Genomic DNA, 14174 nt, shown 5'->3' with positions numbered 1-14174 from the left:
GTCATTTTCTTTATATCGCTGTGATCGACCTGAATGATATATCCGTCTATCGCCATTTTCCGAAGGTACGCTTCCATATTTCTTGTAGGCACCTGTTTCATTTTTTCTTCAATCAAGCTGCGTTCTTCTTCCGTAACACGAAATTTTATCTGCACATTTCTTTTTCTGTTATTCATAGGTGAATTTCCTTTCTGCTTTTATAGAGGGTTTGGGACACTTCCCAAGAGTCTACCCCAGCAGGCTTTAGTTTGCGAGGGTACAAGCAAAATCTCTATCGCCGGAACTGCGGAAAATAGAGATTTTTTACGGAAAGGGTACCCCTTTCCTATGCTTGCTATTCTTCTTATCCCTTAATCTCTATAACAACGGTAATTTGCCTTTTGCCAAAGCACAGAAAGAAAAAACGCTACAATTTTTTATAACTGCAACGTTTAGTTCATATAACCTTTTCAATTGGTTTTTGACACACTATGCGTTTGATTTTTCTGGTTTCTTTGCAATAAATAATATATATATTAGCAATAATATTTGTTAGTTGACTCTAACTGTACATGGTGTTATAATAAAAACCGACACGATGTCGGAATTGGTAGAAATGAAACGGGGTCTTTATTTTGAAAGAAGAGAAACAAAAAGTTGGACAAATCAGAAAGAAAGAAATTCGGGAAGTCGCAAAGAAAATTTTTTTAACGAAAGGCTTTCAAAGTACAACTATGGAAGATGTCATTACAGAGATAGGGATGAGTAGAGGAGGTGTATATTATCATTACAGAAGCAAGGTAGAGATATTACATGATTTAATGAGAGAAGGCATGGCTTATCGTATGGCTAAAATGAATAGTTTTATGGCAGATTATTCTAGTGAGCTTGGTAAAGAAGCTATCGCAGAAATGCTTGTCGACAGGATGCTTGATGAAAATGAGTTAATGAGTATATATGTAATGTATCTACAAGCTATAAAAGACAATGATGAATTAAAAGAATTGTATTCCATATTGAAAGAAGAAACACTCCATTCGGCTTATGGAGGAGATATAAATGGTGTAAAACTGGGTGATTTTAGATGGAATACTACAGATTTTATACTTTATTTTATGAATGCAATTATTTTAGGTTGCGAGATTCTTGAGGCAAGAAATAATTTCCGGAAAAATAGAGACTTTTTAATTAAAGTGATGATGCTTTATTTTGACTACTACGATGAAGGGAAAATAAAGTAAGAATCAGCACAGAGGCAATAATAAAGTAAAAGAATTAAATTAGGAGGGAAAAATGGATAAGAAAGAAAACAAATTACAGGTCAAGGATTTAATAATGATTGGTGTATTTTCTGCATTATATTTTGTGCTTAATATGGTTGGAGGAATGCCTTTTGCCATGAATCCTATATTAACATTCTATCAACCAATTGGAAGTGCATTTTTATCAGGAATTATATTTATGTTTTTAATTGCAAAGTCGCCTAAAAGAGGAACTATTACTATTTTGGCAGTTATCATGTGTATTTTAAGATTTGCTACTGGTATGCATTGGGCTATGGGAGTAGGAACTTTGATAGCCGGAATAATTGCTGAAATTATAGCAGGAAGCAAGAACTATAAAAACAAAACAATGAATATGCTATCTTTTGGAATATTTGCACTTGGTGACATTGGTACATTTTTAGTATACTTCATCAATCCAGAATCTTGGTCAAACGCAATGATTAAAAAAGGTACAGATATTTCATATATTGAATCCATGAATGCTGCAGCTGCTAATTGGATGATTTATGTAATCGTAATCGGGACTTTCTTGGTTGCTTTGCTTAGTGCTTGGATTGGCATGAAACTTTTGAAAAAGCAATTTGAGAAGGCCGGGATAGTGTAATGAAGAAAAAATCAAATTTACACTTTAACCCATGCACAAAAATAGTTTTACTATTTTTGTGCATAGTTATCTCTAGCCTATTGCCTTCGATAGAATATGAATTGATTTTTGTGTCTATAATTGCACTTTTTAGCGTTATTAACAAAAAAATCAAATTTGCTTGTGGAGGCATACTCATATATTTAGTAGTGTTTATTGTTAGCGTTTTAACTGTTAAGTATGGGAGTAACACTGTCAGGAGTTTGCTAATGCCATTTTTAGGTTTGGTTCACAAGGTTTATCCAGTGTGTATGCTTTCTACGCTTATACTAAGTACTACAAAAGTAGGAGAGTTTTTATCTGCCATGAGTTATGCGAGAATTTCTAAAAAAATAACTATCCCTCTGGCAGTAATGCTTCGATATATACCTACTGTACGAGAAGATTGGATGTATATAAAAGATTCAATGTGTTTAAGAGGTATTACACCATCTTTTTTTGGATTTATAAAAAATCCGGCTTTGACGATAGAATGTATTTATTCACCCATGATAATCATGGCTTCAAAGGCAGCGGATGAATTAACTATTGCATCTATAACAAGAGGGATAGAATCTCCTAAAAAGAGAACATCCATTATTGAAATTCGTTTTGATATTCAGGATGTTATTGCTTTAATAATCGGTGTTGTAATTACTACCTTTATAATTTATAGGAGTATTTTTTATGATTGAATTAACAGGAATTAGCTTTAACTATAAGAGTACCCCAAGCAACAGCTTGAGTAATATAGATTTAAAAATAAAAAAAGGAGAATTTATCCTCGTTTGTGGAGCTTCAGGTTCAGGGAAAACATCTATTACAAGAGTAATAAATAAGCTAATTCCAGACTATTATGAAGGGCAGATAGAAGGTAATGCAAAAATAAATAATGATTTATTATCGAACTATCAAATGTTTGAAATTTCAGAAATAGTTGGTAGTGTTTTTCAAAATCCAAGAACTCAGTTTTTTAATGTGGACACAAATAGCGAAATAGTGTTTGGTTTAGAAAATCAAGGTATAGAAAGAGATATTTTAGAAAAAAGATTAACTGAAACTTGCCAGACATTAGATATAAGAAAATTGCAGAATAGAAATATTTTTCATTTATCCGGAGGAGAAAAACAAAAAATTGCTTTTGCATCAGTTTATGCGATGAATCCGGACATTTATTTGTTGGATGAACCATCTTCCAATTTGGATATACCGACGATAGAGGTGTTAAAAAGGCACTTATCTGTTTTGAAAAATAGCGGTAAAACAGTTATTATTTCCGAACATCGAATTTACTATTTGATGGATTTGGTTGACAAAATCATATATATGGAAAATGGACAAATTCAAAAGAGTTATTCAAGAAAAGATTTTTTGAATTTACCCGAACAAGAAATTAAAGCGATGGGGTTAAGATCCAGAAGTGAAACAGGACTTGATATAAAAGAAGATATGAGTACTGCAGAACAAGCATATTTACAAGTTGAAAATCTTTCTATACATAGAAAAGATAAGTGTATTATAAGCAATCTTAACTTTTTTGCAAAAAAAGGAGATATTGTTGCGGTGTTAGGTTCTAATGGTATTGGCAAAACCACTTTTTTAAGAACTCTTTGTGGTTTGCATAACGATTACGAGGGAGACATTCTATTTGATTCTAAAAAGATAAATGTTAAAAAGAGAAAGCAAAAAACCTATATGGTTATGCAGGATGTGAATTATCAATTATTTGCTGAAAGTGTATTTTCTGAATGCAAATTAGGAATAAAAAATTCAAACGATGATCTTATTGATGAAATCCTAACTGATTTTGACTTATATAAATACAAAAGCAACCATCCGAATACCTTATCTGGAGGTCAAAAACAGAGATTGGCTATAGCTGTAGGGTTAATATGTAATAAAGAAATTTTAATTTTAGATGAACCGACAAGTGGACTTGATTATAGAAATATGCTTAAGACTGCAGAATTATTAAAGCGTTATTCCAAAGAAAAAGTTATTTTTATTGCTACGCATGATAATGAATTTGCTAATCTAATTTGCAATCGTGTATTGAATTTAGAGAAATAAATGGAGATGTATAAATTTGGGATATTTTAAGAAGGCTATATAAGTATGCACCTGAAAAAAGAGGGTATTCCTATGCTTCGATGATTTTATTGGCGATAACAACTATTCTTTCAGTGATTCCATATCTTTATTTATGGAAGTTTTTGAATGAGCTTTTAGTGGTTAAATCCATTGAAAATACAAATAAAATTGTGGTTGTTGAAAATGACAAAATAGAAAGTGCCGGAGAGTATAAGTATTTATTAAAAAATTCCACAAGATATAGAACTTTAGTACAGTATCCCCAATTAACAAGTGAGGATGAATACTAATGTGGTTCAAAAAACAAGATAAGGATAATAATTTATGGAACAGGATATAAAAACGCAATTACTAACAAAAAGACCAATAGATTTACTCTTTCAGTTATCTATTCCTGCGGTCATTGGAATGATAGTGATTGGTCTATATCCTTTAATGGATGGAATATTTGCAGGGAAAATTATAGGACAGACAGCAATGACTGCCTGTGGTGTTGCCATGACATTGACAATATTTAATAATGGTGTTGCTACTTTAGTAGGAATAGGATCGGCATCTGTTCTTTCTCGTGCTTTAGGGAAAGGCGATCTGAAAACCGTAGATAAAATCATGGGCAACCTGATATTTTGGGTGATCTTGTTTTCGGGAATAATAACGGTTGGAGGAATACTACTTGCACCGTATTTTTTAGATATGGTAGGTGCGACAGGCGAAATCAAAGCTTATGGCATCAGATACCTAAGAGTGATTTTTATCGGCTCTCTCTTTGTGAACTTTACACAGTCTGCAAACATGGTTATGCGTGGCGAAGGACTGATGAAAAAAGCCATGATGATTATGGGGCTTGGTGCATTACTCAATATTATTCTTGATCCTATTTTAATGATCGTTATGGGTGAATATGCTATTGAAGGGGCTGCACTTGCAACTATTACAGCGCAGTTTGTTCAAGCTGCTGTAACACTTAATTATTTCTTGAGAAAGAGCAAGGTTGTAAAAATTCATAAGATACAGTCTGATGCAGAAATTAAAAAGGAAATGTTCGGAATAGGTTCATCAGCTATGATGATGCAGCTTCTGTTTATGATTCAGCATACTATACTTTACAAAATGGCTTTCAAGTATGGTGGAGATCCGAACGGAATTTTAATGTCTGTTGCACTTCGTGTATATGCCTTTTCGTTCATTCCGCTTTGGGGAATGAGCCAAGGATTACAGCCTGTTGTAGGAACAAACTTCGGAGCAAGGCAATTTGACAGAGTAAGGCAAGCTATGAAAGTATTTTCTATCGGAGGAGTTTTGCTTGCAGCAATTTTTTGGATTCCATCATTGCTATTCTCAAGTCAGATACTTTCCCTGTTTGGCATAGAAGCAAATATTATTGTAAAAGGAGTTGGAAATTTCAGACTGTTCTATTCTGTATTTATTTTGTACGGAGTAATGGTCATGAGCATTACCTTTTTTCAATCTATCGGAAACGGGAAGAAAGCGGGAGTTATTGTTATGTTCAGGCAGCTATTCCTGTTTGCTCCTGCAATGATTTTATTACCAATGATATTTGGAATTAAAGCAGTTTGGTTTACGCAGCCCCTTGTAGATTTCATCATGATTGCAATAGGCGTTGTAATGACAATAACTGAACTAAAAAACATGGAAAAATCAGGTCCGACACAAAATAACAGGTAGTTTTATGAGATGAATTATATAAACAACGAACGACAATGGTTACTATGCCCCATTTGCAAAAACAAAACACGAGTGAAAATCAGAAAAGATACGGAGCTAAAGAACTTCCCACTGTTCTGTCCGAAATGTAAACAGGAAACTTTAATCAACGTCAAACAATTTAATGTATCAGTCATCAAAGAGCCAGATGCAAAGACACAGAGCCGGTGATTCACAGTTATAAAACTGTAATTACCAGCTCATTTTATTTTAAGGAGAAACCTACTTATGCAAAAGTCTCAATACACAAGTTATATATGACCGTCGTTTTTATCCTGCTTGAATAAAGAAGCGGAAGCTTAAAATCAATCATAGGTTATGAAACACGGCGGCACTAAAGGAGGTATCGCCGTGTTCATTTTTCATTATCTTAAAATCTTGTTAAAAGGGATATATTCTATTTCCGGGTTTCCGTGCTTTTACGGATGACCTGTTAAATCATATCCATAACCTTATCTTTTCATGTCCGATCCCGGCTGCCCTGCGCAGTCGGGATTTTTTGTGCCTGCAAAAATTTTTTTCAAAAAATATTCGCTTTTCTTTGGCAGTTTTTAGCTCTTCGTTGTTGAGGGTTTACGAAAGGGAAAATTCTACCCGCTTTCGCGGCTGCGAAAGGAGGTGAATACCATGAATGAACCTGAAAGAACCGAATGGCAGATACGCTGCGCATTTAACGGCTTCTGCAAGCGGACATTGAAGAACGAAAGTATCAATGCCCATAAGGAGATTAGGAAGCGGCAGGCACACGAAATTAACTTTTCCAACCTGACACCGAAAGAGGAGAACCAGCTTTATGCCTGTGAAGATTTCTTTGCAGAAGATAAAGAAGAACAAACCTTTTTCGCAGGTGGGAAAGAATGGGATGCAAAGATGATTGCCGATGCGATCCACAGCTTGCCGGAAGAAAAAAGAAGAGCTGTCCTACTCTACTACTTCTTTGATATGAGCGATGCGGAAATTGCAGCACTCTATCAGATTCCAAGAAGCACAGTGCAGTATCGGCGAACTAGCTCATTTGAGCTGTTAAAACGCTATTTGGAGGAACACGCTTATGACTACCCAGACTGGTAAAACAACCGATGATGAACGCGGCTTGTTGCCTTATCCGGTAATCATAGCCGCAACTAAAGGAGAGCCGCAGGCAATGAATATTGTCTGCCAGCATTACGCAGGCTATATCGCACACCTTTCTATGAGAAAGCTCCGTGATGAACGCGGAAACACCTATTACGGCATAGATGAGGATATACGAGATCGCCTTCGTTCAAAGCTCATGCAGGCTGTCCTGATTTTCAAGATTTAAGAATGTAACGATCTGCGTTTCCCTTTCCGCAGATAAGGCAGAAAGAAGCTGCCGCCTGTACTTTGACAAACATACCCGCAAGATAACGGCGGCGTATCATAGGGCAAACCGGACACTTTCCTTTTGTGCTTTAGCTGTGCGGAGAATACGCCATGACACTTCCCTACACGGAAGCCGAGCGAGAAATATTCTACCGCAAAGCAAGCGTAGCACCTTGCAAGCCATGACAGCACAAAATATATAATGATACTCCCTTACAGCCACAGTCCGAGCGTTAGAAACGTCGCAGGCAATGGGTAGGGCTGGATGAGAACCATGCAGGGGTGAAATTCCCGTGAGGCTAATGCTTATAGCCATCCGATTAAAGCCCATTTTATCAATTAACTCTGAATAATGGACAAACCATTATTCAGAGACTGATTTAACATCAGATGAAAGGGGTTGATCTTTTGAATGAAAAGAAACTTGCCGTCACAAAGACGGAGCATAAGATAGGCAAGACGACCTACATTATATGTTCGTCGTTCAGCGATAAAGCAACGGACAACCTTGATAAAAAAATTGAAAAGCTGATCCGAAAAGACATTGAAGAGAACGCCCGAAATCAGGGTGTTCTTTAATATTTAAGCCATGATATAAGCAGCGGTTTATGGTATAATATTATTAGTACACATACCATGCTTGTCTGCTGATAGAAAGGAGGCTACTTTATGATAGCAGACAAGATAACTGCCTTATATTGTCGATTAAGTCAAGAGGATGTACAAACCGGTGAGAGTGAATCCATACAAAATCAAAAATTGATTTTACAGAAGTATGCGGATGAACACCATTTTTTCAATACTCGATTTTTCATTGACGATGGTTTTTCCGGAGTGAGCTTTGAACGCAAGGGACTTCAAGCTATGTTACAAGAGGTAGAAGCCGGAAATGTGTCAACCGTCATCACCAAAGATCTTTCCCGTCTGGGGCGTAACTATTTGAAAACCGGCGAACTGATTGAGATTGTGTTCCCGGAATATGAAGTACGCTATATTGCCATAAATGATGGTGTGGATACTGCAAGAGAGGACAACGAGTTCACTCCTTTACGGAATTGGTTTAACGAATTTTATGCCCGCGATACCTCAAAGAAAATCCGTGCCGTGAAACAGGCAAAAGCTCAAAAGGGAGAGCGCGTCAACGGAGAAGTACCTTACGGATACGTTGCTGATCCAAATAACCGAAATCATCTCCTGCCCGATCCTGAAACGACACATGTAGTAAAACAAATTTTTGCTATGTATATAAGAGGCGACCGTATCTGCGAAATACAGAATTGGCTGAAAGAAAACAAAATTCTGACCGTCGCCGAACTACGCTATCGGCGTACAGGGAAATGCCGTCACCCGCGCCCGCATCCGACTTGCATCTATAACTGGCCGGATAAGACGCTGTATGATATTCTCTCCCGAAAGGAATATCTGGGACATACTATCACGGGAAAGAGCTATAAGGTGTCATACAAGTCAAAAAAGACAAAGAAAAACCCTGAAGAAAAGCAATATTTTTTCCCAAATACCCATGAAGCATTGATTGACGAAGAAACCTTCGATCTCGCACAAAAGCGGATTGCTACAAAACACCGACCAAACAAAATAAATGAGATTGATTTGTTTTCTGGGCTTCTCTTTTGCGGAGATTGTGGCTACAAGATGTATCTACAACAGGGAGCCGGAACGCCGGAGCGAAAACACGCCTACACCTGCGGTAAATACCGTAACCGTATCAGGACAGGCGAAATTTGCACCACCCACTATATTCGCAAGAGTGTCCTAAAAGAGCTTGTCCTTGCCGACCTGCAAAGGGTATTATCTTATGTCAAAACTCACGAAAAGGAATTTATCCGGCATGCCAATGAATATAACGCAAAGTCCATGCAAAAGGCATTGTCTCGGCAGAAAAAGGAGCTGGAAAAAGCAACCGTAAGAATGAACGAGTTGAACATCCTGTTCCGCAAGCTATATGAGGATAACGCTTTGGGGAAACTTTCGGACGAGCAGTTTGTGTTTCTGACTTCCGGTTATGATGAGGAAAAAGAAACATTAACCCGCCGGATTGCGGAGCTGTCACAGGAGATCGACAAGGTTACCGAGCGCAGCGTAGACGTAAGAAAATTTGTTGCCATTGTGCGCAAGTACACGGCAATTCAAGAACTGACTTACGAGAATGTCCATGAATTTATTGACCGCATCCTAATCCACGAGCTGGACAAGGAAACAAATACGCGGAAAATTGAAATCATGTATAGCTTTGTGGGTCGAGTAGAAACGGGCGATCAGCCCACGGAAAGCATCTCCTATTTCAGACAGATAGGAGCAAACGTCAAGAGCTATGCAATTTGATGCAAAAAAATAAGCGGGACAACGCACCCCTTGAAAAAGTTACGTTATCCCACTTCAACAAATCACTATCCTGCATGTCCAATTCTCGAAAAGAAGCATCTGATGCGTCAGCGTTTGTGAGTCTGACACCTCTCATACTGCACTCTACAAAAAAACATCTGCTTACATTACGATGATCCATGTTGGCATCCGTGAAATCCACTTTTCAAAACGAGTCAGGAAAAATCAATATTTGACAGATTCATGCCGCTGAGGTCGACGCTACATATTCGCTTGCGCGAAAGATCTAAAGTCTTCTCCGGTTGTCGTTCATTGAGAACGTCCGTGAGCCACTTTACGTCAACAATCACCGCCTTCCCCCGATTCTATTTCTCCTGCACCTGCTTGCCACTTATGTGCTCCACTAATATCTCGAACATCTGTACTGCTCTGCCGGCATGCCTTATTTCATCTACAACCATCTGCTCTGTCGGATAATACTTCATCGCAAAGTTCTTAAGTGCAGCCATCGCCACATCGTTATCCTTTATTGGACAGCATCTGCCGAATACTACTACGCTCTGAACGTAAGGCGCCCAGTCTTCATCCTTAATCATCTCGTCACCGTATACCGTAAAGCACACTTTATCGGACTTAATGAGCGACTCCACCTTGTAACCTGCACCGGCGCTATGAAAGAATATTTTCTGCTGCTCATCGTCATACAGATAATTGATTGGAATCGCGTATGGATATCCGTCATCGCCGTTAACCGCCAACATGCCTCTTCTGGAACTTGCCAATAGTTCCTTAGCTGCTTCCAAGCTTATTGCTTTTTTCTTTCTGCGTAACTCTCTGAACATCTTTACCTCCTGCATTTTCTCTTGAATATACCTTCTAAATGCAACAATTAAGAAACGACTTATAATCTATTATAATGGCATTTGCAAAAACATCCAAGTAACCGTGCAGAGGCTATGAGTCATATCTTTTATCAAAATCCGAATTTATTTGATGATATAAATTTCTTCGTTTTTTGTTTCGGGACTCTTCTGAATTACTGTGAAAAACAATGTTTGATGCACAAGCCGGTCGGGATCTCTGGAATCGCAGCTCGTTTCATGTCGGAATCTTGATTCGCTTTCCTTTTCGGTATCGAATATAAAATATTGCCGTTAAGATCACATTCAAGAGCGTAACAACGATACTTGATTCTATGTTGTATACACATCCTGACAACAGAATGTTTCCGGATGACGTTATAGCAAACATGCTCGGATAATCATCAGTCAAGCTTACCCCGCCGAGAACTAAAGCCCCGATGATATTACATATTGAATGCGCCATGATAGGTGCGAGGATCGTTTACTCCGACTCATATAGCGCCGCAGTAAAAGACACATTGTAATAATATTTATTACAGGAATGGCCCCCGCTTCAACTGCTCCGCTATGCATAAGCATAAAAATCGCGGTTGTGACAATAACGGCTGCAGACAGGTTGTACCTCTCTTTCAAAAGCTGATATATGTATCCTCTTACAAGGCGTTCCTGCATTATGGCACTTGAATTGTCAAGTCAAGTGCAACGAGGTTGAATTCTGAATTTATAATTATCAACCTGCTCTTTCGCTTCAGCAACAGCTTTCTTATTTTCTTCTGCATTATCCGCTATATATGCATCTACCGCCTTCTCGTATCCTTCAACTTTAGCTTTAAACTCATTCGCGGCATGGATATGGGCGACAACGTTATTAATGGACGATGCCATATTGTTAAGTTTATCATTTATATTGTCAGGCTTTTCTGTTGATTCGATATCGCTCTTCACAGAGCCGTAAGCAGACTTGTATGCTCCAAAATATAAATCCTTAAATATCTTTAACATAATCCTCGCCACTTTTAGCAAGTGCCCTTGTGTCCTGATTGCCGTATTTCACATTCTGCTCAGGCATATTCGGCATCTTGAAATCAGCACTATAATTACCCGCCACAAGCCTCCTTGCAGCTGCTATGTTGCTGCCGTCATTGTTAAAAATAGCAGTTACGTTGTACTGTCCAAGCTCTACTTCATCTAGCAGTGCATTAATATATGCATATGAAAGCTTATTATTGAATTTGTTATATGTCTCAACTATGCCATCAAATGTGCCATCATGTGACGCTTTGCTCAGTTTATTGCTAATCTTATACTCGAGTTTAATCGGCTGTGGATTCCTGTAGTTAATATTCAGAATATTTGCTGACAGGTCTGCCGGGAAGAATACAGCTCCTGCATATGTCCCCTTCTTGACGCCTTCTTCAGCAGACGCACCCGAAACTACCTTGAACTTCTTCTTATCAAGTGTCTTGATGAACTCCTCCGAGTAATTAACTGTCTTGCCTGAATACTCAACACCTATATCTTGATTAACAACGGCAATATAATTGTTATGCGATGAGCCTTTATCTGTACTCCCGCTACTGCCTTTAGAACATCCTGTTAACGACATAGAAATCACCATTACGAAAACTAATACTATCGATGTAATTGACTTCTTTTTCAAAACTCCCTGCCTTATCCGGAAAACTATTACAAGATTTCGATACTTCCAATCGGCATGTAAATCAATCTGTGTAAATTTTCCAACACATAAACACCACAAAATATTCGCCGTTATTATCACATGATATCAATTTGTATGCCAAGGTCAATTAAGAAAAAGCTATTTTATGGGATGTTTTTATAGCCTTAACAGCCATTTTGGGGCCACAAAAAAAGAGCTCCTCCTCTCGGAGAAACCCTCATTTATATCTATCAGACAACTGCCCTTACACGAGCTCGAGATATACGACCTCCGCATTATCTCCCTGTCTAGGTCCCAGCTTAAGAACTCTTGTGTACCCACCGTTACGCTCTGCATACTCCGGTGCGATCTCGTCAAATAGCTTCGTTACGACATCTTCATCGAAGATGTATGCGAGAACCTGTCTCCTTGCATGAAGATCTCCTCGCTTAGCCAGAGTAATCATCTTCTCTGCTTCGCGACCTGCTTCCTTAGCTCTGTCAAGAGTGGTAGTGATTCTACCCTCTCTCAAGAGATCGGTTACGAGGTTCCTTAGCATGGATCTTCTGTGCGCAGAATTTCTGCCCAGCTTCTTGTAACCATTCATCAGTCTGTCTACTCCTTTCAGTTAGTTTTCGTCATTAGGCTTGAGGCTCAAACCGAGCTCGGCCAATTTATTCTTCACTTCTACAAGCGACTTCATTCCGAGGTTCCTAACCTTCATCATATCTTCCTCTGTACGCTGAGTCAGCTCCTGTACAGTGTTGATCGAAGCTCTCTTCAGGCAGTTAAACGAACGTACGGAGAGCTCCAGCTCTTCGATTGTCATTTCAAGGGCCTTCTCCTTACGAGCCTCACTCTTCTCGACCATGAAGTCCATCTCGTTCACCTCTGAACCCAGTCCGATGAACAGGTTCAGGTGCTCCAGCATAATCTTGGCACCGATGGAAACACCCTCCTCAGGTGTAATTGATCCGTCAGTCCAAAGCTCAAGTGTCAGCTTATCATAATCAGTCACCTGTCCAACTCTCGTATTCTCAACTGTGAAATTAACCTTCTTAACAGGTGTGAATATAGAGTCAACCGGAATAACTGCTATAGGAGTTGAATCTGTCTTGTTCTGCTCTGCAGGCACATATCCTCTTCCCGAAGCGATATTCATTTCCATTACCAGAGTTGCATTCTCTGCAAGAGTTGCAATATGTAAATCCGGATTAAAAATCTCCGTATCGGAATCAACGATGATATCTGCTGCTGTCACCTCTCTGGCTCCAACAGCGTTGATGATTGCTCTCTTCTCCTCGTCGCCATTGATTCTTACAGCGAGTCTCTTTAAATTCAAGATAATCTCTGTAACATCCTCCTTGACGCCCGGGATTGTCGAGAACTCATGGAGTACACCGTCAATCTTGACCGAGGTGATAGCTGCTCCCGGCAAAGAGCTGAGAAGAATTCTTCTCATGCAGTTTCCGAGCGTCGTTCCATATCCTCTCTCGAGAGGCTCTACAACGAACTTTCCGTACCGGCCATTTTCGTCGATTTCTTTAGTAATTGTTGGCTTTACTATCTCGATCATTCTGTTCCTCCCATAAATTTACTGATCTAACGTTTATTAATTAATACTAAAAGCGATATGATTAATTAATCGAACGACTATCTCGAGTAGAACTCAACTATGTTGTGCTCTGCGATCGGTAAATCAATGTCTTCACGGCTTGGTGTAGTAACGATCTTACCCTCAAGCTTGTCAAGATCAATGCTAATCCACTGTGGAGTTGTAATAACCATTTCCTTGAGCTCCTTGAACTTAGGAGATGACTGAGACTTTTCCTTTACAGTGACTACATCTCCGGCCTTGAGCTCCATTGAAGGAATGTTTGCCTTCTTGCCATTAACCAGGAAATGCCCATGGTTAACCAGCTGTCTGGCTTCTCTTCTTGTAGCTGCAAAACCCATTCTGAATACAACGTTGTCAAATCTGCTCTCGAGCATTACGAGAAGGTTAGTACCAACCTGTCCGGTTCTCTTCTCCGCCTTAGCATAGAGATTTCTGAACTGCTTCTCCTGAAGTCCGTATACGAACTTAACCTTCTGCTTCTCGTTGAGCTGAAGACCATACTCGCTCTTCTTTCTTCTGCTCTGCTGAGCCTGTCTCTTAGATTTCTTATTTATACCCATGTACTGAGGCTCGATGCCTAGTGCCTTAGCTCTCTTCAGTACCGGTTCTCTATTTCTAGCCATGTATTGTTACTCCTCCTTCC

20 protein-coding genes are annotated in these 14174 nt (G+C 38.9%); 11 read left to right on the top strand and 9 right to left on the bottom strand.

Translation table 11 applies throughout. The annotated features are described in order from the left end of the window. The coding region (locus HMPREF1152_RS06765; protein WP_009644397.1) for a plasmid mobilization protein at positions 1-176 on the bottom strand (176 nt) is incomplete at its 3' end. 438 nt (positions 177-614) lie between these two features. Between HMPREF1152_RS06765 and HMPREF1152_RS06760 the strand changes: the two genes are divergently transcribed. The 11 genes from HMPREF1152_RS06760 (at position 615) to HMPREF1152_RS06715 (ending at position 9390) form a co-directional block, all read left to right on the top strand. Continuing rightward, the gene (locus HMPREF1152_RS06760) at positions 615-1220 is read left to right on the top strand and encodes a TetR/AcrR family transcriptional regulator (RefSeq protein WP_009644426.1); all 606 of its coding nucleotides are present in this window, start codon (positions 615-617) and stop codon (positions 1218-1220) included. A 52-nt stretch (positions 1221-1272) separates the two neighbouring features. Next, positions 1273-1869 (top strand): MptD family putative ECF transporter S component, encoded by a 597-nt coding sequence (locus HMPREF1152_RS06755; RefSeq protein ID WP_009644439.1) that lies wholly within the window; start codon positions 1273-1275, stop codon positions 1867-1869. Further along, a complete protein-coding gene (locus HMPREF1152_RS06750; RefSeq protein WP_009644398.1) occupies positions 1869-2582 on the top strand; it encodes an energy-coupling factor transporter transmembrane component T in 714 nt (237 codons plus the stop codon). The genes HMPREF1152_RS06755 and HMPREF1152_RS06750 overlap by 1 nt, the downstream gene beginning before the upstream one ends. Beyond that, the gene (locus HMPREF1152_RS06745; RefSeq protein ID WP_009644402.1) at positions 2575-3957 is read left to right on the top strand and encodes an ABC transporter ATP-binding protein; all 1383 of its coding nucleotides are present in this window, start codon (positions 2575-2577) and stop codon (positions 3955-3957) included. Before HMPREF1152_RS06750 ends, HMPREF1152_RS06745 begins: the two co-directional genes overlap by 8 nt. A gap of 80 nt (positions 3958-4037) precedes the next feature. Then, complete coding sequence (locus HMPREF1152_RS09760) at positions 4038-4268, top strand: hypothetical protein (protein ID WP_039883775.1); 231 nt, start codon at positions 4038-4040, stop codon at positions 4266-4268. A 34-nt stretch (positions 4269-4302) separates the two neighbouring features. Then, positions 4303-5664, top strand: coding sequence for an MATE family efflux transporter (locus HMPREF1152_RS06735; RefSeq protein WP_009644429.1), 1362 nt, complete (start codon positions 4303-4305; stop codon positions 5662-5664). Positions 5665-5673: 9 nt separating this feature from the next. After that, positions 5674-5874, top strand: a complete 201-nt coding sequence (locus tag HMPREF1152_RS09375) for a cysteine-rich KTR domain-containing protein (RefSeq protein WP_083844349.1) — start codon at positions 5674-5676, stop codon at positions 5872-5874. A gap of 456 nt (positions 5875-6330) precedes the next feature. Then, the gene (locus HMPREF1152_RS06730) at positions 6331-6774 is read left to right on the top strand and encodes an RNA polymerase sigma factor (RefSeq protein ID WP_009644432.1); all 444 of its coding nucleotides are present in this window, start codon (positions 6331-6333) and stop codon (positions 6772-6774) included. Next, positions 6755-7006 carry a helix-turn-helix domain-containing protein gene (locus tag HMPREF1152_RS06725; protein WP_009644408.1) on the top strand — a complete coding sequence of 84 codons (252 nt, stop codon included), beginning with the start codon at positions 6755-6757 and terminating at the stop codon, positions 7004-7006. The genes HMPREF1152_RS06730 and HMPREF1152_RS06725 overlap by 20 nt, the downstream gene beginning before the upstream one ends. Before the next feature lie 449 nt (positions 7007-7455). After that, the gene (locus HMPREF1152_RS06720; protein WP_009530384.1) at positions 7456-7626 is read left to right on the top strand and encodes a transposon-encoded TnpW family protein; all 171 of its coding nucleotides are present in this window, start codon (positions 7456-7458) and stop codon (positions 7624-7626) included. 90 nt (positions 7627-7716) lie between these two features. Beyond that, the gene (locus HMPREF1152_RS06715) at positions 7717-9390 is read left to right on the top strand and encodes a recombinase family protein (protein ID WP_009644420.1); all 1674 of its coding nucleotides are present in this window, start codon (positions 7717-7719) and stop codon (positions 9388-9390) included. On the opposite strand, the gene HMPREF1152_RS10080 is transcribed toward HMPREF1152_RS06715, so the two are convergent. The 8 genes from HMPREF1152_RS10080 to rpsD all read right to left on the bottom strand — a co-directional run bounded on the left by HMPREF1152_RS10080 (position 9371) and on the right by rpsD (position 14154). Beyond that, entirely contained in the window at positions 9371-9592 is a 222-nt protein-coding gene (locus HMPREF1152_RS10080; protein WP_442852108.1) for a pentapeptide repeat-containing protein, read from the bottom strand. The genes HMPREF1152_RS06715 and HMPREF1152_RS10080 overlap by 20 nt on opposite strands. Before the next feature lie 163 nt (positions 9593-9755). Continuing rightward, positions 9756-10232: a pyridoxamine 5'-phosphate oxidase family protein gene (locus tag HMPREF1152_RS06710; RefSeq protein ID WP_009644416.1), complete on the bottom strand. Its 477-nt coding sequence runs from the start codon at positions 10230-10232 to the stop codon at positions 9756-9758. Positions 10233-10679: 447 nt separating this feature from the next. Next, positions 10680-10925 carry a CPBP family glutamic-type intramembrane protease gene (locus HMPREF1152_RS10075; protein WP_178978042.1) on the bottom strand — a complete coding sequence of 82 codons (246 nt, stop codon included), beginning with the start codon at positions 10923-10925 and terminating at the stop codon, positions 10680-10682. A gap of 21 nt (positions 10926-10946) precedes the next feature. Further along, the gene (locus HMPREF1152_RS06705; RefSeq protein WP_009644442.1) at positions 10947-11255 is read right to left on the bottom strand and encodes a hypothetical protein; all 309 of its coding nucleotides are present in this window, start codon (positions 11253-11255) and stop codon (positions 10947-10949) included. Then, on the bottom strand, positions 11239-11913 hold the full coding sequence (locus HMPREF1152_RS06700; RefSeq protein ID WP_156791979.1) for a hypothetical protein: 675 nt from the start codon (positions 11911-11913) through the stop codon (positions 11239-11241). Before HMPREF1152_RS06700 ends, HMPREF1152_RS06705 begins: the two co-directional genes overlap by 17 nt. A gap of 265 nt (positions 11914-12178) precedes the next feature. After that, positions 12179-12520, bottom strand: a complete 342-nt coding sequence (rplQ, locus tag HMPREF1152_RS06695; protein ID WP_009644403.1) for a 50S ribosomal protein L17 — start codon at positions 12518-12520, stop codon at positions 12179-12181. Positions 12521-12541: 21 nt separating this feature from the next. Then, positions 12542-13489 carry a DNA-directed RNA polymerase subunit alpha gene (locus HMPREF1152_RS06690; protein WP_009644400.1) on the bottom strand — a complete coding sequence of 316 codons (948 nt, stop codon included), beginning with the start codon at positions 13487-13489 and terminating at the stop codon, positions 12542-12544. A 77-nt stretch (positions 13490-13566) separates the two neighbouring features. Beyond that, positions 13567-14154, bottom strand: coding sequence for a 30S ribosomal protein S4 (gene rpsD, locus HMPREF1152_RS06685; RefSeq protein WP_009644406.1), 588 nt, complete (start codon positions 14152-14154; stop codon positions 13567-13569). Positions 14155-14174 lie beyond the last annotated feature (20 nt).

This window comes from Mogibacterium sp. CM50 (genome assembly GCF_000293155.1).
GTDB lineage: Bacteria > Bacillota > Clostridia > Peptostreptococcales > Anaerovoracaceae > Mogibacterium > Mogibacterium timidum.
The sequence above is the reverse complement of the archived record's forward strand: the minus strand, read 5'-3'. Positions and strand labels throughout refer to the sequence as shown.

Bases quoted from the DNA above. Each gene is read 5' to 3' on its own strand.
- HMPREF1152_RS06750 (WP_009644398.1), top strand. From the start codon at position 1,869: ATGAAGAAAAAATCAAATTTACACTTTAACCCATGCACAAAAATAGTT.
- HMPREF1152_RS06690 (WP_009644400.1), bottom strand. From the start codon at position 13,489: ATGATCGAGATAGTAAAGCCAACAATTACTAAAGAAATCGACGAAAAT.
- rplQ (WP_009644403.1), bottom strand. From the start codon at position 12,520: ATGAATGGTTACAAGAAGCTGGGCAGAAATTCTGCGCACAGAAGATCC.
- HMPREF1152_RS06715 (WP_009644420.1), top strand. From the start codon at position 7,717: ATGATAGCAGACAAGATAACTGCCTTATATTGTCGATTAAGTCAAGAG.
- HMPREF1152_RS06705 (WP_009644442.1), bottom strand. From the start codon at position 11,255: ATGTTAAAGATATTTAAGGATTTATATTTTGGAGCATACAAGTCTGCT.
- rpsD (WP_009644406.1), bottom strand. From the start codon at position 14,154: ATGGCTAGAAATAGAGAACCGGTACTGAAGAGAGCTAAGGCACTAGGC.
- HMPREF1152_RS06725 (WP_009644408.1), top strand. From the start codon at position 6,755: ATGACTACCCAGACTGGTAAAACAACCGATGATGAACGCGGCTTGTTG.
- HMPREF1152_RS10075 (WP_178978042.1), bottom strand. From the start codon at position 10,925: ATGCAGGAACGCCTTGTAAGAGGATACATATATCAGCTTTTGAAAGAG.
- HMPREF1152_RS06755 (WP_009644439.1), top strand. From the start codon at position 1,273: ATGGATAAGAAAGAAAACAAATTACAGGTCAAGGATTTAATAATGATT.
- HMPREF1152_RS09375 (WP_083844349.1), top strand. From the start codon at position 5,674: ATGAATTATATAAACAACGAACGACAATGGTTACTATGCCCCATTTGC.
- HMPREF1152_RS09760 (WP_039883775.1), top strand. From the start codon at position 4,038: ATGATTTTATTGGCGATAACAACTATTCTTTCAGTGATTCCATATCTT.
- HMPREF1152_RS06730 (WP_009644432.1), top strand. From the start codon at position 6,331: ATGAATGAACCTGAAAGAACCGAATGGCAGATACGCTGCGCATTTAAC.
- HMPREF1152_RS06710 (WP_009644416.1), bottom strand. From the start codon at position 10,232: ATGTTCAGAGAGTTACGCAGAAAGAAAAAAGCAATAAGCTTGGAAGCA.
- HMPREF1152_RS06745 (WP_009644402.1), top strand. From the start codon at position 2,575: ATGATTGAATTAACAGGAATTAGCTTTAACTATAAGAGTACCCCAAGC.
- HMPREF1152_RS06735 (WP_009644429.1), top strand. From the start codon at position 4,303: ATGGAACAGGATATAAAAACGCAATTACTAACAAAAAGACCAATAGAT.